18 protein-coding genes are annotated in these 20,000 nt (G+C 72.0%); 6 read left to right on the forward strand and 12 right to left on the reverse strand.

Features of this window, described 5'->3' with window-relative positions:
* The first annotated feature begins 51 nt into the window (after positions 1-51).
* Entirely contained in the window at positions 52-1,083 is a 1,032-nt protein-coding gene (locus tag ACGWYJ_RS06960) for an alpha/beta hydrolase family esterase (protein ID WP_395104758.1), read from the forward strand.
* A 413-nt stretch (positions 1,084-1,496) separates the two neighbouring features.
* Here ACGWYJ_RS06960 and ACGWYJ_RS06965 read toward each other — a convergent pair whose 3' ends face one another.
* From ACGWYJ_RS06965 to ACGWYJ_RS06980, 4 genes are all read right to left on the reverse strand, one after another.
* Positions 1,497-2,120, reverse strand: coding sequence for a TetR/AcrR family transcriptional regulator (locus ACGWYJ_RS06965; RefSeq protein ID WP_395104759.1), 624 nt, complete (start codon positions 2,118-2,120; stop codon positions 1,497-1,499).
* A gap of 195 nt (positions 2,121-2,315) precedes the next feature.
* Positions 2,316-2,951, reverse strand: coding sequence for a glycoside hydrolase family 25 protein (locus ACGWYJ_RS06970; RefSeq protein WP_395104760.1), 636 nt, complete (start codon positions 2,949-2,951; stop codon positions 2,316-2,318).
* A 141-nt stretch (positions 2,952-3,092) separates the two neighbouring features.
* The gene (locus ACGWYJ_RS06975; RefSeq protein ID WP_395104824.1) at positions 3,093-4,190 is read right to left on the reverse strand and encodes a CapA family protein; all 1,098 of its coding nucleotides are present in this window, start codon (positions 4,188-4,190) and stop codon (positions 3,093-3,095) included.
* A gap of 125 nt (positions 4,191-4,315) precedes the next feature.
* Entirely contained in the window at positions 4,316-5,452 is a 1,137-nt protein-coding gene (locus ACGWYJ_RS06980; protein WP_395104762.1) for a CapA family protein, read from the reverse strand.
* Between the two features lie 243 nt (positions 5,453-5,695).
* Between ACGWYJ_RS06980 and ACGWYJ_RS06985 the strand changes: the two genes are divergently transcribed.
* The 4 genes from ACGWYJ_RS06985 (at position 5,696) to ACGWYJ_RS07000 (ending at position 12,389) form a co-directional block, all read left to right on the forward strand.
* Positions 5,696-6,211: a Fur family transcriptional regulator gene (locus ACGWYJ_RS06985; RefSeq protein ID WP_395104764.1), complete on the forward strand. Its 516-nt coding sequence runs from the start codon at positions 5,696-5,698 to the stop codon at positions 6,209-6,211.
* A 343-nt stretch (positions 6,212-6,554) separates the two neighbouring features.
* A complete protein-coding gene (gene katG, locus ACGWYJ_RS06990; RefSeq protein WP_395104766.1) occupies positions 6,555-8,777 on the forward strand; it encodes a catalase/peroxidase HPI in 2,223 nt (740 codons plus the stop codon).
* 180 nt (positions 8,778-8,957) lie between these two features.
* Positions 8,958-11,207, forward strand: coding sequence for a molybdopterin-dependent oxidoreductase (locus ACGWYJ_RS06995; RefSeq protein WP_395104767.1), 2,250 nt, complete (start codon positions 8,958-8,960; stop codon positions 11,205-11,207).
* A 261-nt stretch (positions 11,208-11,468) separates the two neighbouring features.
* Complete coding sequence (locus ACGWYJ_RS07000) at positions 11,469-12,389, forward strand: Rieske 2Fe-2S domain-containing protein (protein WP_395104769.1); 921 nt, start codon at positions 11,469-11,471, stop codon at positions 12,387-12,389.
* A gap of 19 nt (positions 12,390-12,408) precedes the next feature.
* Here the strand turns inward: ACGWYJ_RS07000 and ACGWYJ_RS07005 are convergent, their stop codons facing one another.
* The 3 genes from ACGWYJ_RS07005 to ACGWYJ_RS07015 form a co-directional block, all read right to left on the reverse strand.
* Positions 12,409-12,654 (reverse strand): hypothetical protein, encoded by a 246-nt coding sequence (locus ACGWYJ_RS07005; protein WP_395104771.1) that lies wholly within the window; start codon positions 12,652-12,654, stop codon positions 12,409-12,411.
* Positions 12,655-12,728: 74 nt separating this feature from the next.
* Complete coding sequence (locus tag ACGWYJ_RS07010; protein WP_395104773.1) at positions 12,729-13,496, reverse strand: sulfite exporter TauE/SafE family protein; 768 nt, start codon at positions 13,494-13,496, stop codon at positions 12,729-12,731.
* Between the two features lie 159 nt (positions 13,497-13,655).
* Entirely contained in the window at positions 13,656-14,441 is a 786-nt protein-coding gene (locus ACGWYJ_RS07015; protein WP_395104775.1) for an ABC transporter ATP-binding protein, read from the reverse strand.
* A gap of 88 nt (positions 14,442-14,529) precedes the next feature.
* Between ACGWYJ_RS07015 and ACGWYJ_RS07020 the strand changes: the two genes are divergently transcribed.
* A complete protein-coding gene (locus ACGWYJ_RS07020) occupies positions 14,530-15,486 on the forward strand; it encodes a hypothetical protein (RefSeq protein WP_395104777.1) in 957 nt (318 codons plus the stop codon).
* Positions 15,487-15,601: 115 nt separating this feature from the next.
* On the opposite strand, the gene ACGWYJ_RS07025 is transcribed toward ACGWYJ_RS07020, so the two are convergent.
* The 5 genes from ACGWYJ_RS07025 to ACGWYJ_RS07045 form a co-directional block, all read right to left on the reverse strand.
* Positions 15,602-16,261, reverse strand: coding sequence for an RDD family protein (locus ACGWYJ_RS07025; RefSeq protein ID WP_395104779.1), 660 nt, complete (start codon positions 16,259-16,261; stop codon positions 15,602-15,604).
* Positions 16,262-16,349: 88 nt separating this feature from the next.
* A complete protein-coding gene (locus tag ACGWYJ_RS07030) occupies positions 16,350-16,697 on the reverse strand; it encodes a DUF2752 domain-containing protein (protein ID WP_395104781.1) in 348 nt (115 codons plus the stop codon).
* 457 nt (positions 16,698-17,154) lie between these two features.
* Positions 17,155-17,949, reverse strand: coding sequence for a PP2C family protein-serine/threonine phosphatase (locus ACGWYJ_RS07035; protein WP_395104783.1), 795 nt, complete (start codon positions 17,947-17,949; stop codon positions 17,155-17,157).
* A 36-nt stretch (positions 17,950-17,985) separates the two neighbouring features.
* Complete coding sequence (locus ACGWYJ_RS07040) at positions 17,986-18,633, reverse strand: response regulator (RefSeq protein WP_395104785.1); 648 nt, start codon at positions 18,631-18,633, stop codon at positions 17,986-17,988.
* 56 nt (positions 18,634-18,689) lie between these two features.
* Positions 18,690-19,916 carry a GAF domain-containing sensor histidine kinase gene (locus tag ACGWYJ_RS07045; RefSeq protein ID WP_395104787.1) on the reverse strand — a complete coding sequence of 409 codons (1,227 nt, stop codon included), beginning with the start codon at positions 19,914-19,916 and terminating at the stop codon, positions 18,690-18,692.
* Positions 19,917-20,000: the final 84 nt, after the last annotated feature.

Raw genomic sequence — 20,000 nt, forward strand, 5'->3', positions numbered from 1 at the left:
CGAGCGCCAGAGCGAACGCGCCCCGATCGCCACGGGACCTACGATCGGAGAATGCGACGCCCGGTGATCGCCCGTCCCGCCCCGGCCGCTCACCGCACCGCGCTCGCCGCAGTGGCCGCCGCCACGCTCTTACTCGTCGGCTCCGCCTGTTCCAGCGGGCAGGAAAGGCAGCCCGTCCATGCCGACAGCGCGGCCCCTAAAGCGACGGCGTCCACAGGCCATCGCCCGTCGCCGAGCGTGGACTGCTTCCGCACCACGCCACCACGCGCAACCGGACGGTACGCGTTCGGCGGCCGCTCGTACCTGCTCAAGCGCCCGAACAACGATGGCCGCACCGCCGCCCCGCTGATCCTCGACTTCCACGGACTTCGCTCCACCGCGTTCACGCAAGCGGTGTACGGGCGGATGTCCGACACCGGGGCGGCCCGTGGCTTCATCGTCGTGGAGCCCGAGAGCGTCCCGGCCCGCCGGGGCTGGAAACTGCCCGGCATGCGGGACGGCACCGAGGACATCGCGTACGTCCGCACCCTCCTCGACCACCTGGAAAGCACCCTGTGCGTGGACACCTCGCGCGAGTACGCCACCGGCATGTCCAACGGCGCCGGACTCGCGGCCGCGCTGATCTGCGGACTGGACGGACGGCTCGCGGGCGTCGCCCCCGTCGCCGGCCTCAACCTGGCCCGGCCCTGCGAGGGGGCGCCGCCCACCACGATCGTGGCGTTCCACGGCACGGCCGACCGGATCGTCCCGTACCGAGGCGGCGAGCCGTTCAGCGGCGACCGCCGCCAGATCCCCGCCTGGATGCGGCCGTCCGACGGCGTCTTCGCGCTTCCCGCCGTCCCGGACCTCGCCACCCGCTGGGCACGCGCCTTCGGCTGCGGCACGGGCAGCCACCACACGACGGGACCGATCACCAGGCTGACCCACCCCGGCTGCCGGGGCGGCGTACGCGTCGACCTCTACACGGTCACGGACGGAGGCCACACCTGGCCGGGAAGCCTCCCGCTCGGCATCGGCTCCACCACCACCCGCATCGACGCCACCAAAATCATCCTGGACACCTTCACCGCCCCCTCCCGCTGACCACCCAGCACGTCCACCCTCCAGGGCCGGTCCCCCTACAACCAGCCGACACCCGACCCGATCGCGCTAGAGTCAGGCGCACCGCAGCCGGGCTCCCGGCAGTCGGAGTGCCGTGGTCAGGCGCCTTACGCTCAACCGCCCGTGCAAGCGGGCGACGGACGAGACCGGTCGCCAGGCGGTCAGACACCCTGCGACCAGATCACCCTGCGGCCCGGCACGCCACGCGGTCGCTCTGACGGCGGGGCGCCCTGCCGACCGGCGACACGCGGGCAGCGGTAAAACACCCAGCGGTCAGGCGTACTACGGTCGAGCGCCCTTGCGGCGGGCGACGCGCGGGCAGGGCGGCGGGGGGGCTGCGGGCGGTCGTTGCTGTGAGCGGGGGGCGGCGCGTGGGGTGGGGCGGGGGCGGGTTGTCAGGTTCGTGCCAGGTATTGGGACAGGTAGCTGTGGACGAGGAGTTTGGCCTCGGCGACGATTTCCGGGTCGCCTCGGGGGTCGCGGCGGAAGGCGAGTTTGAGGACGGCGTCGCCGGCCTCGACCGCGATGGTCAGCACGCGGGCCAGTTCAGCGGTGTCGCCGACCGCGAACGCCTCCACGAGCAGGGCGCGCAGGCGCTCGGCGACCACGGAGTTGTTCTCCAGCGCGGAGTCGAGCAGGTGGACGTCCGCGATGTCGCCGAACCGCAGCTCGCGGAAGCCGGGGACCGAGCGGTGCATGTCCACGTAGATCTCGATCATCGTGCCGACGGTGTCCGTCCAGTCCGCGAACCCGCCCGCGGCCAGCCGCCGCGCCACCCGTTCCCCGAAGAGCTCCAGGTTGCGCAGCGCGAGCGCCTGGGCGATCGCGCGCTTGCCGGGGAAGAACTGGTACAGCGAGCCGATGGCCACGTCGGCGCGCCGGGCGATGCGGGTGGTCGTGAGGGCGTCGTAGCCCTCCTCATCGAGGATCTGCGCGCAGGCGTCGAGCATCCGCTCGACGCGTTCGGCGCTGCGCCGCTGGACGGGACGGCGGCGAAGTGGGGTGAGGAGCTCGGTCACGCCCCTATTGTCGCGTTTCTCGAGCTCCGCCCCGCACAATCGATACCTGCCCCACCTCCGTCACCGTTCTGCCGACGTCGGTCCCTCATGCCTCGTCTCCTCCGGTCGGCGGCCAGCGGGGACCTGGCTTGCGTTTCAGATCGAAGGCATTCCGATCGCCGAGCGTCAGCAGTCCGCCACCGACCGTTGCGGCTTTCAGGCGCCTAGGGCCAGGGCCTTCAGGTCGTTCAGGCTTTCTCGGTAGGCGTTGACGTCGCATGGGCCGGAGATGCCCGGGACGGACGCCTTGCTGGAGTACTGGAGGATGCTGATGGGCTCGCCGCCGAACGGCTTCCACCACGAGTCGGGGACCTTCTTGTAGAGGTCGGAGGCGGAGCCCGAGCCGTTCACGTAGTGGCTCTGCCAGATGGTGTCGAAGAACGACAGGTCGGGGCGGCCCTGCTGCTCCCAGTACCAGCGCGGGAAGTAGCCGATCACCGGGTGGCCGCCGGTGCGGTCCTTGACCTCGTTCACCCAGTCGCGGGCGGTGTCGGCGTCGGCTCCGGACGCCTCGACGTCGAGGGCCACGGCGAAGCCGGTCACATCTCCGGCATTGGAGAGGAAGTAGCGGGCTTGGGCGGCGCCGTTCCCTCCGTGCAGGAAGTGGTACGCGCCGGGCAGGAAGTCCTCCCCGAGTTCGGGCATCTTCGAGCGGTTGTGGGCCCAGGTCGGGTTGGTGTAGTCGGTGTCCTCGGTCACCTTGCTGAAGGCGAATCGGATCCCGGACGCGTGTACCTTCGGCCAGGACGGTTCGCCCTGGTACGAGGCCACGTCCACGCCGTACAGCGGCATAGCTTCCCCTTCTGTCGCCACGGTCAGTCGCCACGGTAGGGAACACCGCCGGTGGATCGCGCGCGAAAAGAGAGACGTCAGGCCGTTTGGGGAGCTTGTTCTCCCTGGTCAGGACGTGAGTCGCCGGTCGCGGGACGGGGTTCAGGCCGGGCGGGCGGACAGGCCGGTGCAGCCTCGCAGGGACTTCCAGCGGCGGAGCTCGGCGGCGCCCGCGGAGCCGGTGAGGAGGCGGGGGAGGCCGCCGGAGATGCGGGCGGGCCTCCACTTGTCGGCGGTGACCTTGCCGTCCTGGATGCGCAGGAGGAGGACGCCGGAGTTCGCGGTCGGCCCGTTGGCCGAGTAGAAGACGAAGTTGCCCAGCCCGTAGTGGACGTAGACGTCGTTGAGGTAGCCGCCGCCCTGCGGGACGTGCGCGTGCCCGCCGACGATCACGTCCGCGCCCGCCTCGGCCAGGCGCTTGGCGAGGTCCTGCTGCCGGGGCAGCGGGCAGGTCGCCAGCTCCTGTCCCCAGTGCAGGTGGACGATCACCACGTCGGCGCCCTGGCGGGCGTCCCGTACGGCCTGCACCATCCGTTCGACGTTCTTGGCCGAGGCCAGCCCGGGTTTGGAGTCGGTCGCGGTCCAGGCCGGGATCAGATGGTCGTCCAGCACCTGGGTGGCGCCGACGATCGCGAGCCGGTTGCCCTTCACGGTGACGCGGTACGGGCGGTACGCCTCGGCGGCGTTGCGTCCGATGCCCACGGTGGGGAACCCGCTGGCCTTGATCGCCCTGAGCGAGTCGCGCAGCCCGGACTCCATGTAGTCCATGCCGTGGTTGTTGGCCATGGACACCACGTCCACGCCCGCGGCCTTGAGGGCGGTGAACGCCGACGGCGGCGCGCGGAAGGTGAACTGTTTGCCGGGCGCGGGCGTACCACCCGTCGTGATCGCGGTCTCCAGGTTGACCATCGCGAGGTCGGCGGCGCGCAGCGTCCGCGCGATCGGGCCGAGCGCGGTCGAGGGGCTGGCCAGCCGGGGACGCAGGATGCCCTCGAAGTGGACGTCCCCTCCGAACGCGAGCAGGATCGGCTGCTTGGCCGGCGTCGACGGAGCGGGCGTGCTCGGGGACGCGGCCTTGGGCGCGCCCGTGGCGCCCTCGGCCTCGGGATCGCCGGAGCCGATGAGCCCGCACCCGCCCGTGGCCAGCGCCATGCTGATCATCCCTGCGAGCGCGGTCGCCACGATCGTCGTCCTGCGCATCCCGAGCCCCCTCGTCATCGCTCGGGATAGCATGCCACGCATTACTCGCGTACCCGTCTAATCCCGCCCATTCGTTACCGCCGGTGATCGCACAGCCGGATCCACGTGAAACATCCAGCGGTGCCCTAAGCGGGGTTGGGGCGCACGTCGGCGCAGCTCCGCAGCGCCTCCCAACGGCTTCGCGCCTGCCCCGCCTCCGCACCGGCCAGCGGGCGCGGGACGCCGCCGCTGATCACGGCGGGTGCCCAGTCGGCCTTCCGGACCCGGCCGGTGGCGCCCTGTCCCTTCCCCGGCGTCCTCGGGTCGAAGGTGAGCGTCAGCACCCCGCTCTCGGCGGTACGCCCGCCGGAGGTGTAGAAGACGAAGTTGCCGAGCCCGTAATGGACGTAGGCGCCCTTGAGGTAGCCGCCGGCCTGGAGCACATGCGCGTGGCTGCCGACGATGGCGTCCGCGCCCGCGTCGGCGAGCTGCGCCGCGAGCCCCCGCTGGACGGGGGTGGCGCACTGGTTCAGCTCCTGGCCCCAGTGCAGGTTGACGATCACCACGTCCGCGTCCTTGCGCGCCTCCCGGACGGCCTGGACGAGGCGCGGCGCGTTCTTCGCCGAGGCGAGGCCCGCCTTGGCGTCGGTGGCGGTCCACGCCTGGATCAGGTTGTCGTCCAGCACCTGGGTCGCGCCGATCACCGCCACCTTGGCGCCGTTCACCCTGGTCACGTAGGGCCTGTACGCCTCGGCGGCGTTGCGTCCGATGCCCACGAGCGGCATCCCGGCCTGCCTGCCGGCCGCCAGGGAGTCGCTCAGGCCGACATCGCCGAAGTCCATGCCGTGGTTGTTGGCCATCGTGACCACGTCCACCCCGGCCGATCTCAGCGCGCGGAACGCGGTCGGCGGGGCCCGGAACGTGAACTGCTTGGGTGCGGGCGTCCCGCCTTCGGTGATCGCCGTCTCCAGGTTGACCATCGCGAGGTCGGCCCGCTTGAGCCGCTCCGTCACCGGCCCGAGCGCGGTGTCCGGCGCGGAGTCGAGCCGCGCCCGCAGCATGCCCTCGAAGTGGACGTCGCCGCCGAAGGCGACGGTGAACGGCCGCTTGGGCGGCTCATCCCCCGTGCCGTTCGAGCCGCCGGGGACCAGGCCCTTGCCGCCGACCGTGGCGGTCACCAGCGCCCCGCCCACGAGGAGCACCGTCCCGGACGCGATCGCCAGCACCGCCCCGAGAACGGGTCCGCGGCGGCCGCTCCGGGCCGGTGGATGTACCTGTCGCATGGCGGCTTCCCTTCACGGCCGGACCCGTTCGCCCGGTCCGTCCCGGCTGGTTCCGCCTGTTCAGATGCACACCGCGATGGCTGGGTTCGTCGGCCGTTCGCACTGGTGAGAGGCCGGATGCGGTCTCGGCCGCCGGCGCGCCGCGCGCTGGGGCCCGCGGACGGGCCTCGACAGTCGGCCTGACTAGACTTGCATCGTTCGTTGTCTTGAATGATTCGCGTTTATGGCTGTAGGTTGGTCGCCATGACCGCGTCCGAGTCCCCGACCGTCGCCGACGAGCTGCGCGGCGCCGGCCTGAGGGTGACGGCCGCCCGCGTCGCGCTGCTCGAGACCGTGCGGGACGGCGACCACCTCGGTGTCGAGGCGATCGCCGCCGGGGTGCGCGAGCGCGTGGGCCACATCTCCCTCCAGGCCGTGTACGAGGCGCTGCACGCGCTCACCGCCGCCGGCCTCGTACGGCGCATCGAACCCGCTGGCAGCCCGGCCAGGTTCGAGGGGCGCGTCGGCGACAACCATCACCACCTGGTGTGCCGGAGCTGCGGAGCGGTCAAGGACGTCGACTGCGTCGTGGGGCATCCGCCCTGCCTGGACCCGGTTGACGACGCCGGATACCTGGTCGACGAGGCCGACGTCACGTTCTGGGGGCTGTGCCCGGACTGCCGTCCGGACGCCTCCGGCGGCCCGCCGGGCGAGGCCCCCATCGCGGCCGGAGACCGGTCCGGCGGAGACGCTCCCACGGATCCGCCACCGGCCCGCTGACCGGCGAGCGGATCCGGAGTCACGGAGCGGCTCTGAGACAGCGGCACAGAGCACGAGGCACGGAGCAAGGAGGACAAGGAGGAATCGCGCATGGGCGAACGGCGTACCACCGACGATGCCGGCGCCGCCGCACCCAGCGACGAGCACCCGCCTGGCATCGGCCCCCCGCCTCCGTCACCACGTGCGGGGCACCGGGCGGCGGCCGGTCCCGGCACCGGGCGGACCACCCGTCCGGCCGGGCCCTGAGCCCGCGCCCCGCCTCACGGCACACGCCCTCACAGCACACACAGTCCCAACCATCTCGTCCTATCGATCTCGTACCACGAGTCCCGGAAGGATTCCCATGTCGGAGAACCAAGAGCCGGTCGCCTACCAGACCAACGAAGAGAGCGCGGGCGGGTGCCCGGTGGCGCACGACCGCGCCCCTCACCCGACGCAGGGCGGCGGCAACCGCGGCTGGTGGCCAAACCGGCTCAACCTGCGGATCCTCGCCAAGAACCCCGTCGAGGGGAACCCGCTCGGCAAGGACTTCGACTACGCCGCGGCGTTCCAGAGCCTCGACCTGGCCGCGGTCAAGCGGGACATCGCCGAGGTGCTGACCACCTCGCAGGACTGGTGGCCCGCGGACTTCGGCCACTACGGCCCGCTGATGGTCCGGATGGCCTGGCACAGCGCCGGCACGTACCGGATCAGCGACGGCCGCGGCGGCGCCGGGTCCGGGCAGCAGCGCTTCGCGCCCCTCAACAGCTGGCCGGACAACGGCAACCTCGACAAGGCCCGCCGCCTGCTGTGGCCGGTGAAGAAGAAGTACGGCCAGAGCCTGTCGTGGGCCGACCTGATGATCCTGGCCGGCAACGTCGCCCTGGAGACCATGGGCTTCAAGACCTTCGGCTTCGCCGGTGGCCGTGAGGACGTCTGGGAGCCGGAGGAGGACGTCTACTGGGGTCCCGAGACCGAGTGGCTGGACGACCGGCGCTACTCCGGCGACCGTGAGCTGGAGGACCCGCTGGGCGCCGTCCAGATGGGCCTCATCTACGTCAACCCCGAGGGCCCGAACGGCAACCCGGACCCGATCGCCGCGGCCCGCGACATCCGCGAGACGTTCCGCCGCATGGCGATGAACGACGAGGAGACGGTCGCGCTGATCGCCGGCGGCCACACCTTCGGCAAGACCCACGGAGCGGGCGACGCCGACCTGGTCGGCCCCGAGCCGGAGGCGGCCCCGATGGAGCAGATGGGCCTGGGCTGGAAGAGCGCCCACGGCTCCGGCAAGGGCGCCGACGCCATCACCAGCGGTCTCGAGGTGACCTGGACGACCACCCCGACCCGATGGTCGAACGACTTCTTCGAGATCCTGTTCGGCTACGAGTGGGAGCTCGTCAAGAGCCCGGCCGGGGCGCACCAGTGGCAGGCCAAGAACGCCGAGGCCATCATCCCCGACGCCCACGACCCGTCGAAGAAGCGCGTCCCGACGATGCTGACGACGGACCTGGCGCTGCGGTTCGACCCGATCTACGAGCCGATCTCGCGGCGGTTCAAGGACAACCCGGACGAGTTCGCGGACGCCTTCGCTCGCGCCTGGTTCAAGCTGACCCACCGCGACATGGGCCCGATCCAGCGCTATCTCGGCCCCGAGGTCCCGGACGAGGTGCTGCTGTGGCAGGACCCGATCCCCGCGGTCGACCACGAGCTCGTCGACGCCGCCGACATCGCGTCGCTCAAGGAGCGGATCCTGTCGTCCGGGCTGACGGTGTCCCAGCTCGTGTCCACCGCGTGGGCGGCGGCCTCGTCGTTCCGCGGCAGCGACAAGCGCGGCGGCGCCAACGGCGGGCGGATCCGCCTCCAGCCGCAGATCGACTGGGAGGTCAACGAGCCCGACCGGCTCAAGACGGTGATCCGCACCCTGGAGGGGATCCAGGAGTCCTTCAACTCCGCCCAGACCGGCGGCAAGAAGATCTCCTTCGCCGACCTGGTCGTGCTCGGCGGCTGCGCCGCCGTGGAGAAGGCGGCCAAGGACGCCGGCTTCGACATCGAGGTCCCGTTCACCCCGGGACGCATGGACGCGACCCAGGAGATGACGGACACCGAGTCGTTCGCCGCTCTGGAGCCGGGCGCCGACGGGTTCCGCAACTACGTCGGCAAGGGGCAGCGCCTCCCGGCCGAGTACCTGCTCCTCGACAAGGCGAACCTGCTCACCCTGACCGCGCCCGAGATGACGGTGCTGGTCGGCGGGCTGCGGGTGCTGGGCGCCAACTACCAGCAGTCCAAGCTGGGCGTCCTCACCGACACCCCGGAGAAGCTGACCAACGACTTCTTCGTGAACCTGCTCGACATGGGCGTCGAGTGGAAGCCGACGTCGGAGGACGGCACCACCTTCGAGGCGCGCGACGGATCGGGCGAGGTCAAGTGGACGGGCACCCGGGCCGACCTGGTCTTCGGGTCCAACTCCGAGCTGCGCGCGCTCGCCGAGGTCTACGCGAGCGACGACGCGAAGGAGAAGTTCGTCAACGACTTCGTCGCGGCCTGGAACAAGGTCATGAACCTGGACCGGTACGACCTGTCCTGACCCTGGCCTGACCCAGGGGATCCGATATCGGAGCCCCACGCCGGACCCGGTATGGCCTCTGAAGTGCGAAGGGCCCCCGTCCATCAGGGCGGGGGCCCTTCCCGTGCGGCCGGACCCGGTCTTGGCGCATCCCGGTGAACCGGGTCATCATGGGTTCGGTCTCGCTGACAAGGAGTTTCGATGGGCAGCCGCACGGCGTACCGCACCTGTCCTCTCTGCGAAGCCCTCTGCGGCCTTGAGCTCACCCTTGACGACTCGGGCACGATCACCGGCGTGCGCGGCGACCGGAACGACCCCCTGAGCAGGGGATTCATCTGCCCCAAGGGCGCCACGCTCGGCCGTCTCGACGCGGACCCCGACCGGTTAGGGGAACCGCTCGTCCGGGACGGCGGCACGCACGTACCGGCGGCGAGCTGGGACGACGCGTTCGCCGTCGTCCGGGAACGGCTGCACGACGTCATCGAGCGGCACGGCCGGGACGCCGTCGCCGTCTACCTCGGCAACCCGTCTGCGCACTCCATCGCGGGGCCCCTCTACGGCGCGGCCATCATCAAGGCGCTCGGCACCCGCAACGTCTACACCGCCAGCACCGCCGACCAGATGCCCAAGCACGTCAGCAGCGGCTACATGTTCGGCGACCCGCTGGCGATCCCGGTGCCCGACCTCGGCCGCACCGCGCACCTGCTGATGCTCGGGGCCAACCCCCTGGAGTCCAACGGCAGCCTGTGCTCGGCGCCCGACTTCCCTGGACGTCTCAAGGCCATCCAGGCGCGCGGCGGCAAGGTCGTGGTCGTCGATCCGCGCCGGACCCGCACCGCCGACCTCGCCGACGAGCACGTCTTCATCCGGCCGGGCACCGACGCCTACCTGCTGATGGCGCTGGTGCGCACGCTGTTCGACGAGGACATCGCCGACGAGCCCGAGCACCTGGCCGGGCGCGTCCTGGGCCTGGACGACCTGCGCGCCCTCGCCGTCGGCTTCACCCCGGAGCGGGTCGCGCCCGTGACCGGCATCCCCGCGCCGGTCATCCGGCGCATGGCCCGGGAGCTGGCCGCGGCCCCCACCGCGGCCGTGTACGGGCGCATCGGCACCTGCACCCAGGCGTACGGGACGCTCAACAGCTGGCTCATCGACGTCCTCAACGTCCTGACCGGCAACCTGGACCGTCCCGGCGGCGCCATGTTCCCGCGCGCCGCGCACACGCCCGTCTACCGGCGCAAGCGCCCGTTCACCACGGGACGGTGGCGCAGCCGCGTCCGCGGCCTGCCCGAGGTCAACGGCGAGCTTCCCGTCGCCACGCTGGCCGACGAGATCGACACGCCGGGCGAGGGCCGGATCAGGGCGCTGATCACCATCGGCGGCAACCCGGTGCTGTCCGTACCGAACGGCACCCGGCTGGACGCGGCGCTGGACGGCCTGGAGTTCATGGTCAGCGTCGACCCGTACCTCAACGAGACCACCCGGCACGCCGACGTGGTGCTGCCGCCGCCCCGCCCGGCCCAGACCCCGCACTACGACCTGGCGCTGCTTCCCCTGGCCGTCCGCGACTACGTGCGGTACTCGCCGCCCGTCGTGCCGCCGCCGGAGGGGCGTCCCACGGAGGCGGAGATCCTGGCCCGCCTCGCCGTCATCGCCTCCGGGGTGGACGGCGACCCCGCCGCCCTGGACGAGATGATCATCATGTCCACGCTGGGCAAGGCGGTCGCCGCGCCGGGGTCGCCCGTCCACGGCCGGGAGCCGGACGAGCTGCGCAAGCTGCTGCTGAACGGCGGCAACACCTCCACGACCGAGCAGCGCCTCGACATGATGCTGCGCCTCGGCCCGTACGGCGACGGCTTCGGCGCCGACCCGTCCGGCCTGACCCTGGCGCGCCTGCGCACCGAACACCCGCACGGGCTCGACCTGGGTCCCCTCAAGCCCCGGCTGGACGAGGTGCTGTGCACCGCCTCGGGCCGGATCGAGCTGTGCCCGCCGTCGTTCGCCGCCGACGCCGACCGCCTCCTGGCCGCGCTCGACTCCCCTCCGGAGGACCAGGACCGGATGCTGCTGATCGGTCGCCGCCACCTGCGTTCCAACAACAGCTGGATGCACAACGTCCCCGAGCTGGTGCGCGGCTCCAATACCTGCACGCTCCAGCTCAACCCGTCGGACGCGGCCCGCCTGGGCGTCTCCAAGGGCGACGCCGTCCGCGTCCAGTCCAGGTCGGGCACGCTGGAGGCGGTCGCCGAACCCACCAACAGGGTCATGCCGGGCGTCGTGAGCCTCCCCCACGGCTGGGGCCACGACCGTCCGGGCACCCGTACGGAGGTCGCCGGCCGGCACGCGGGGGTCAGCGCCAACGCGGTGACGGACGCACGCGAGATCGACCCGCTCTCCGGCACCGCCGTGCTGAACGGCGTCCCGGTGACCCTCGAACGCGCGACCTCCTGACGCCGCGCCGACACCCCGAGGATCCGTGACCGGGCAGGCGGCTTCCCGCTGCGCGCGGCGCCCCGGCGGTTGAACGTCCCGGCCGGAACCGGGGTTTAGGTCATCCCGCCCTAGGTAGGTTTCTCCACATCAGTTCCGCTACCAGGGTCCCCGCCGCGTCCGCGGGAAGGGGTCGGCGAGCGGTTCCCCGGCTGGTCACGTGGAAGCCTCGGGGACTAGGGTCACACCGAGCGTCCCACATCGCGGCCGTCTAGGAGGGACATGAACCGAAGGGCGAACAGGAGCTTCCGGCGCGGGACCCGGCCGCAGGCCCGGCCCAACCCGGTGGACCTGGCTGACGGCCTGGAGCACGCCACGGGGTTGGATCGTGCCATCCGGGCTCTCTCGGTGGCCGTCCAGCGGACGCTGCATTCCGGGCCCGTCAAGGACGCCCTGCACGGCGTGCCCATCGGCCATCCCGCGCACCCGCCGCTGACCGACATGCCGATCGGCGCGTGGATGTCGGTCGCGGTCCTGGATCTGTTCCCGGGGACGGAACGGGCGTCCCAGGCCCTGGTCGCCGCCGGGCTCGCCGGCGCCGTGCCCACGGCGCTGACCGGGCTCGCCGACTGGGGGTCGCTGCAACGCGAACAGCAGCGCGTCGGCCTCGTCCACGCGGCGAGCACCGCCACCGCGAGCCTGCTCTACACGGCCTCGTTCGTGGCCCGCGCCCGCGGCCGTGACAACGCGGGACGGGCACTCGGCTACGCGGGGCTCACCGCGCTCCTCGCCGGCGCCTACCTGGGCGGGCACCTGGCGTTCCGGCAGGCCGCGGGCGCCAACCACGCCGACCAGGTCACGCATCTGATCCCGCTGGGCTGGCACGACCTGTGCGACGCGTCCGACCTGCCCGACGGGTGGCCCGTCCAGCGCCGCCTCGGGTACATCAGCCTGTTCGTGCTCCGGGACGGCGAGGAGGTGCACGTCCTCACCGACCGTTGCAGCCACCTGGCGGGACCGCTCCACCAGGGCCGGATCGTCGCCGACGAGAACGCCGAGCCGTGCGTGGTCTGCCCCTGGCACGGCAGCACGTTCCGGGTCCGCGACGGACAGGTCGTGCACGGCCCCGCCACCGGCCGCCAGCCGTCGTTCGAGACCCGCGTCCTGGAGAACGGCACCGTCCAGGTGCGGCCGGTCGGCTGAACGCGGCGATCACCCCGCGCTAGTCGGCGGGGGAGCCGGAGGGCTGCTCGTCGGAGATGGGGTATTCGACGAGGGCCAGCACGCGGCTGGCCATGAAACGGGCGGTGCGTACGGGGGAGCCGGTGCGGGTGACCTCGCTGACCTCGACAACGCCACGGCGGTTGGTGACCTCCACGCGGCGTCCCGCCCGGGTGGCGACGACCTCGTAGGTGCGGGTGCCCTCGCCCCCGGCATCGATCATGACCTCGACCCTGTCACCCTTCATGTACGCCCCTTGTACTCGAACAGATATTCGAAATTATACCCGCGAGAGGGCGCGTCGAACCGCGTTCCGGCCGGTCAGGAAAGGAGGCTGACCAGCGCCACCACCCCGACGACCACGATGAACCCGCGCAGCGCCACGGGCGGGACGCGCCGCCCGATCCGGGCACCGACCAGGCCGCCCAGCGTCGCGCCCACGGCCACCAGCGCGACGGCCAGCCAGTCGATCCGGGTGTCGCCGATGAACGACATCGCGATGAACAGGAGGGCCGCCACCCCGTTCACCACCGCCGACAGGACGTTCTTCGCGGCGTTGAGCCGTTGCAGGTCGTCGTCCAGCGCGATGCCGAGCAGCGCGATGAGGATGATGCCCTGGGCCGCCCCGAAGTAGCCGCCGTACATGCCCGCCAGCAGGATGCCCGCCCACAGCCAGGGACCGCCGTGCGGATGGTCGTGCTCGCGGCGGGCCAGCAGCCACCGTTGCAGCCGAGGCTGGACGATCACCAGCACCAGCGCGATCACGATCAGCGCCGGGACGATCACGTCGAACGCGCCCGGGGGCAGCCCCAGCAGCAGGGCGGCGCCGATCAGGGCGCCGGTGAACGAGGCGACGCCGAGCCGCAGCAGCCGTTCCCGCTGGCCCTTGAGCTCCACGCGATAGCCGTACGCGCCCGTCACCGAGCCGGGCACCAGGCCGATGTTGTTGGACACGTTCGCCACGATCGGGGGGAAGCCCAGCGCCACCATCGTGGGGAACGTGATCAGCGAGCCGGAACCGACGACGGTGTTGATGCCCCCGGCCGCGACCCCTGCGGCCAGAATCGCGGCCGCGTCCAGCATGTTCACGAACGTCCCACCAAAGCTCGGCAAAGAATCGAAAGGCAGAGGGAACGATCGTAGGGAACCGCCGTTCACGGATCGGCACCGGGGCAGGCCCAGACCACCGGAGACACCCGTGCCCACCCGTTGGCGGACGACGAGGCGGGGGCGCGGGCGGCGCCGCGGCTACACGGCGCGGGCGTACCAGCGGCCGCTCTGGCGTTCGACGGTGAGGGGAAGGCCGAAGCAGTCGCTCAGGTGCTCCGCGGTGAAGACCTCGTCCACCTTGCCCTGCGCGACCACCCGGCCGCCGCGCAGCAGCAGCGCGTGGGTGAACCCGTCCGGGACCTCCTCCACGTGATGCGTGACCAGCACCATCGTGGGGGCGAACGGGTCGCCGGCGAGGCGGCCCAGCCGGGCGACCAGGTCCTCGCGCCCGCCCAGGTCGAGACCGGCGGCGGGCTCGTCCAGCAGCAGCAGTTCCGGGTCGGGCATCAGCGCGCGGGCGATCTGCACGCGCTTGCGCTCCCCCTCGGACAGGGTGTCGAACCGGCGGCGGATGAGATGGCCGCAGCCGAGCGCCTCCAGCAGCTCGGCGGCCCGGCCGAGGTCGGTGGAGTCGTACTCCTCACGCCAGCGGCCCAGGATCGCGTAGGACGCCGTCAGCACCAGGTCGATCACCGTCTCACCGGCCGGGACCTTCTCGGCCACGGCGGCGCTGGCGATCCCGATGCGGGGACGCAGCTCGAACACGTCCGCGCGGCCCAGCTCCTCCCCGAGGATCCTGGCCTCGCCCACCGTGGGATGCATCATGGCCGCGGCGACCTGAAGGAGGGTCGTCTTCCCCGCTCCGTTCGGGCCGACGATCACCCAACGCTCGTCCTCGTTCACCGTCCAGGTGACCTCGCACAGCAGGTCGGCGCCGCCGCGCCTGACCCCCACCCCGCGAAGCCCCAGTACCTCACCGGCCATAGCGCGCCTATGTCCCCAATCTCGCCTTGCCAGGTGATCCGTCCTCAGGGAAGAACCTATGCGATGGAGAGCACTTATGGTGGTCTGCATGTGCGCTGCGCTTCGGCTTGGTGAAACGGGCAACGACGCGGGGGACGCCGCGACGGCTCTCGTCGCGTGGGGCAACGCCTGGCTGACCGGACACGTCGGGCCGGACGAGGCGGTGGACGCGATCGAGAAGCTCGCCGGTCCGCAGATCCTGAGCGGCGGCGCCGCGATCATGTCGACCGGTCCGGAGCTGCCCGGCACGGCCGGCCTTCCCGGCGGGCTCAACGGCCTCGGCGGGCTCGCCGACTCCGAGCGGGACGGTCCCGGAGGCGACACGCCGGACGGTGACACCGGCGGGTCGCCGCCGGAGCAGGCGCGGCAGGGGCAGCCGGGAGAGGTCACGCTGCGGCGCGGCCTCGGCGACCTGCGGGTCGGCGGGCTGATCGGGCTGCGGCTCGCGCTGCCCGCGCCCGGCGACCCGCTCGGCCTCACCGGGCCGCCCGCCTTCAACAGGTGCGCCCTGGAGGCCGGGGCCGCGGTCATCGCCGTCCTGCCGGGTCGCGCCGTGGGCCTGGTGCCGTCCGAGGACCGCCGGGGCTCGTCGTACGTGGGCGTGCGCTGGGAATCCCACGAGGCCGTCCCCGGCACCCCGGACGTCCCGGCGCTGCCCGACGCCGACCGCCAGCTGATGCTCGCCATGCGGGACGCCACCGAGGTCCTGCTCACGGTGGACGACGTGGCCGGGGTACCGCCCGAGATCACCGACGCGCTGGCCGACCTGCGCGACCCCGACCGGGGCGACCATCCGCTGGCGCCCGGGTACCCGCAGCGCGCGCACCGGGTCGCCGCGCTCGCTCAACGGCTGTCGCTGGTCGTCGACCTGGCCCGGCGGATGGACGACCGCGGGCTCACGGCCGACCAGATGCGGCGGCGCGCCGAGGCGCTGCGCCTGCTCGACCGGGCGGTCCGGCGGGCCCGCGTCGCGGCCTGCAACAGCGCGTTCGACCCCGTTCCCTGAGACGCCCGCCGGACAACGGGCTCCGGGGACGCAAACGGGACGCCCCCTCACCCGATGCTCCGGATGCGAGGACGCCCCGTCCGCGGCGTCACTGGGCCGGATGGCCCCGCCGTCGTCAAGAACGGACGACGAGCGTGTTGCAGATCTTGTCGGCGAACGTCTGCTTGCGCTCGTCCCACAGCGGCCACAGGAACCCGATGTAGCAGGCGAAGCTGTCGGCGACGTGGCTGATCCGGCGCAGCAGCGCCATCCCGAAGCCGATCGGCTGGCCGGTCTGCGCGCCGACCAGGCGGATGCCCATCTGGCGCTTGCCGATGGTCTGGCCGGTCGAGCCCTCCTGGTAGATCAGCCAGAGAAGCAGGCCGACGTACACCACCAGGGCGGCGACGATCATCAGGACGCCGATCACCGCGCCCGCGTCCCCGGCGCTGGTCAGGATGATGCCGAGGAAGTAGAGGATGCCGGTCGGCGCGCCGATGATCAGACCGTCGATCAGGGCCGCGCCGACACGTGAGCCCCACTCGGCGAGTTGGCCGGTGGACCCGTAGTGGTGGTGGACTTCCTGGTAGCCCGGCTGCACGGGCTGCTGTGCGTACCCCGGCTGGGCCGGGGGCTGCTGACCGTACCCAGGCTGACCGTAACCGGGCTGCGCCGGGGGCTGCTGACCGTAGCCGGGCTGCTGACCGTAACCGGGCTGCGCCGGAGGCTGCTGGCCATATCCGGGCTGCTGGCCATAGCCCGGCTGCTGACCGTACGGGTCGTAGGGGTTACCCACACTTGCTCCTTATTGATTGACCCTTTGGTGTTGTGACGCCCGCCGGACCGGGACGGCTCCGCGAGTCTGACCGGCGAGAAGCGTGCCTTCAAACCCGCAGGAGACCGAGCCGGGCGAGCTGCCACAGCTCCGACCCCAAGAGGGCGGTACCGAGCACCCATGCGCGAATGCCCGGCCGGAGTGCCCACCACCGCCTTCCCCATCCCAGCGGCGCGAGCGCCACGGCGACCGCGCCCGCGAAGGCCACCGGGTTCGCCAGGACGGCCTGGACCGGCCGGCCCGAACCCATCTCGATGAACACGGTGGTGCCCCCGCACAGTGGACAGGGAATCCCGGTGAACGCCCTGAGGGGGCAGAGCACGCCGGGGTCGTTGACGCGGTGGATCAACGCCGCTCCGATGGCCGCCGTGGCCATCGCCGCGACCCGCAGCGCCACGCCGGAAGGGCCGTGACGCGACGCGGTGAGGCTCCTGACGACGAGACCGCCCAGCGCACCCCGAGGTGCACCGGTGGCCGCCGCCCCGGGCACTGCCCCCAACGGATCCTCCGCACCGATGACTTGTTTCGAGTGACCCGTATATCGGGTTCACCCCGAGGTGGGTCAAGTCCAGGCGACGATCTGCGATCGGACCGTGACCTAGAGCGGGATCAATCCCACCACAAGGGGAAGCCTAGGACAAGACCATGAGCGGCCGGGCGGGATTCTTGCCGATCAACAGCGGAAACCCGCCGTTGCCGGGCGCGCGCATCTGCGGAACGTGGATCTACCGGGCGCGCGATGCAGAGGATGACGCAGAGGATGCGGAGACGAGGGGCGGGGATGCGGGGGTGCGGGGCTGCAGAGCGCGGGGTCGTTCGATGTGCGGGTGTCGTGCCGTCGCCTGTGAGCGTGGTCAGGTCTGGGTCTGAGCGGCCGCGCCCACGGTCATGGGACGCCCCGGCGTGGGGACGTGGGCGGGCTCGACCACATCGGCGATGACGCCGGTGATGTTGTCGGGGCCGCCGCCGTCGCGGGCGAGCTGGATCAGCCGGTCGATCGCGCGCTGCGGATCGGCCTCGGCCGACAGCACCTCGTAGATCGTCTGCGCGTCCACCACACCGCTCAGCCCGTCCGAGCAGAGCAGGTAGCGGTCGCCCAGGCGGCAGTCGCGCAGCTTCAGATCGGGCTCGCGGTCCTCGCGGCCGTCCAGCACCCGGTACAGGACGTGGGAGAGCCGGTTGGCCTCGGCGGCGTCGACCGGCGCGCCGCCCGACTGCTCGCTCTCGTTCTCCAGCAGGTCCTTCATGGTGTGGTCACGGGTGATCTGGAACAGCTCGCCGTCCCGCAGGAGGTAGCCCCGGGAGTCGCCGATGTGGGCGAGCGCGACCGAGGTGCCCGACCACAGCATCGCGGTCAGCGTGGTCCCCATCCGGCTCAGGTCGGGACGCTCCTCGCGGACGATGCGCAGCTTCTCGTTGGCCTCGGCCACCGCGCGTCCCAGGGCGTCCACCAGGTCGTCGAACGGCGCGTCGGCGTCCAGTGAACGCAGCGAACCGATGACGGTGGAGCTGGCGACCTCACCGCCCGCGTACCCGCCCATGCCGTCGGCGACCGCGATCAGCCGGGCGCCGGCATAACCGGAGTCCTCGTTGTTCTCGCGGTTGCACCCGATGTCGCTGCCTGCTGCGTATCTGATTGCTACGTTCATACCGATTTCGATGACGATCCTGTCAGAGGAGTTGTATCACTCGCCGGCCAGTCCGTGGCGCACGGCGAACAAGGCCGCCTGCGTCCGGTCCTGAACGCCCAGTTTCATGAGCAGATTACTGACGTGGGTCTTGACCGTTTTCTCGGACACGACCAGCGCGCGGGCGATCTCACGGTTGGACCTGCCCCGCGCTATCTGCACGAGCACCTCCCTCTCGCGTTCGGTCAGCACTGCCCGCTCGGCCGGCCCGCGGTCCTCGCCGGCGCCCGCCCGCCCGTCCCGCAGCATCGCCTCCGCGGCGTCCGGCGCGAACAGGACATGCCCATCATGGACGGCCCGGATCGCCTGGACGAGCGCCTGCGGGTCGACGTCCTTGTAGAGGTACCCCGCGGCGCCCGCCTGTACGGCCGGCAACACGTGCCCCCGCTCGGTGACGCTGGTCAGGACGAGGACCCGTGCCCGTACCCCACGAGCCCGCAGCTCCGACAGCGCGGTCAGGCCGTCGGCGCCCGGCATCTTGAGGTCCATCAGCACGATATCGGGCCGCAGCGATTCGGCCAGCGACACGGCGCTGACACCGTCCTCGGCCTCGCCGACCACCTCGATGTCGTCCTGAATGCCCAGGAAAGTGCGCAGGCCCTGGCGGACGACCGGATGGTCGTCGGCGATCAGCACCCTGATCACGGCACTCCTTCCCGCGCCCCCGCGCCGCTCGCCCGCGGTGCTGGGGTCAGCATGCCTCACAACGGCACCTCCAGCCGTACGACCGTGCCGTTTCCCGGCGCGGCGTCGATGGTGAGCGCCGCGCCGACCGACTCGGCGCGGTCGCGCATCGAGGCCAGGCCGAGCCCGCCTGCCTGCGGCTCGGCGCCGTTCTCCGCCGGGGCGCCCGTCGAGGCGGGGTCGAAGCCGGCGCCGTCGTCGTCCACCTCCAGCACCACGCGCCCGTCCGGGACGCGCAGCCGGACCTCGACCGTACGGGCGGACGCGTGGCGCAGCGCGTTGTGCAGGGCCTCCTGCGCGATCCGGTACAGCACCGCCTCCTGCTCCTCCGGCAGCGTGACCGGGCACTCCGCCGTGAACCGCACCTCGGCCTCGTACGCGCGGTCCAGCACCTCGACGTGCTTGCGCAGGGAGGCGACCAGCCCGTCGGCGAGGTCCGCGGGACGCAGCTCGAAGATCACGGCGCGCAGCTCGGCGAGGGCGTCGGCGGCCAGGCGTTCGACCTGTTCGAGTTCCTGGACGGCGCGGCCGGGGTCGCGCGCGGCGAGCGCTCCGGCGGCGCGCGCCGTCAGCCGCAGCGAGAACAGCTTCTGCGCCACGGCGTCGTGCAGTTCCCTGGCGAGCCGGTTGCGCTCGGCCACCACGGTCAGCTCGCGGTTGTGCTCGTACAGCCGGGCGTTGGTCATCGCGATGGCGGCGTGGGCGGCGAACAGCGTGAGCATCTCCTCGTCGGCCTCACTGAAGCCGCGCCGGCCGTCCCCGCGGTGGTGCTTGTTGGCCAGGAAGAGGATGCCCAGGACGTCATCGCCGTCCCGGATCGGCACCCCGAGGAAGTCCTTGAGGACGGGGTGCGCCACCGGCCACCCCTCGAACTCCGGCTCGCGGCGGATGTCGTCCAGCCTCTTCGGCGCGTTGTCGCGCAGCATCGCGGCCAGCATGCCGTGCTGCCGGGGCAGCGGGCCGATCGCCTCCCATTCCTCGTCGGTGACGCCCTCGACCACGAACTCGGCGAACGAGCCCTCCTCGTCCGGGACGCCGAGGGCCGCGTACCGCACGTCCAGCAGCCGCGCCGCCGCCCGCACGATCACCTGGAGGACTTCGTGGACGGACAGATGACGCGTCACGGCCAGCACCGCGGAGCTCACCGCTTGCAGGGCCTCCCAGGCGTCACCGGTCACCGTGGCGACGGCCGAGGCGGGCAGACCGGAGGGGCCGGACGCGCCGTTCCCGCGCTCGGTTCCCATGCCGATCCTCCGGTCGTCCAAGCTCCGCCGTATGGTCCGCCGCGTTCGCCGTGGTCGCGTCAAGGGTGGGGACCATCTCAGAAA

The sequence above is a fragment of the Actinomadura sp. SCN-SB genome, assembly GCF_043906805.1.
Classification (GTDB): Bacteria; Actinomycetota; Actinomycetes; order Streptosporangiales; family Streptosporangiaceae; genus Spirillospora.

Excerpts from the sequence above, each read along its gene's own strand:
- ACGWYJ_RS06960 (WP_395104758.1), top strand. The coding sequence starts at position 52 with ATGCGACGCCCGGTGATCGCCCGTCCCGCCCCGGCCGCTCACCGCACC.
- ACGWYJ_RS06970 (WP_395104760.1), bottom strand. The coding sequence starts at position 2,951 with ATGCCGCTGTACGGCGTGGACGTGGCCTCGTACCAGGGCGAACCGTCC.
- ACGWYJ_RS06975 (WP_395104824.1), bottom strand. The coding sequence starts at position 4,190 with ATGCGCAGGACGACGATCGTGGCGACCGCGCTCGCAGGGATGATCAGC.
- ACGWYJ_RS06980 (WP_395104762.1), bottom strand. The coding sequence starts at position 5,452 with ATGCGACAGGTACATCCACCGGCCCGGAGCGGCCGCCGCGGACCCGTT.
- ACGWYJ_RS06985 (WP_395104764.1), top strand. The coding sequence starts at position 5,696 with ATGACCGCGTCCGAGTCCCCGACCGTCGCCGACGAGCTGCGCGGCGCC.
- katG (WP_395104766.1), top strand. The coding sequence starts at position 6,555 with ATGTCGGAGAACCAAGAGCCGGTCGCCTACCAGACCAACGAAGAGAGC.
- ACGWYJ_RS06995 (WP_395104767.1), top strand. The coding sequence starts at position 8,958 with ATGGGCAGCCGCACGGCGTACCGCACCTGTCCTCTCTGCGAAGCCCTC.
- ACGWYJ_RS07000 (WP_395104769.1), top strand. The coding sequence starts at position 11,469 with ATGAACCGAAGGGCGAACAGGAGCTTCCGGCGCGGGACCCGGCCGCAG.
- ACGWYJ_RS07005 (WP_395104771.1), bottom strand. The coding sequence starts at position 12,654 with ATGAAGGGTGACAGGGTCGAGGTCATGATCGATGCCGGGGGCGAGGGC.
- ACGWYJ_RS07015 (WP_395104775.1), bottom strand. The coding sequence starts at position 14,441 with ATGGCCGGTGAGGTACTGGGGCTTCGCGGGGTGGGGGTCAGGCGCGGC.
- ACGWYJ_RS07020 (WP_395104777.1), top strand. The coding sequence starts at position 14,530 with ATGTGCGCTGCGCTTCGGCTTGGTGAAACGGGCAACGACGCGGGGGAC.
- ACGWYJ_RS07035 (WP_395104783.1), bottom strand. The coding sequence starts at position 17,949 with ATGAACGTAGCAATCAGATACGCAGCAGGCAGCGACATCGGGTGCAAC.
- ACGWYJ_RS07045 (WP_395104787.1), bottom strand. The coding sequence starts at position 19,916 with ATGGGAACCGAGCGCGGGAACGGCGCGTCCGGCCCCTCCGGTCTGCCC.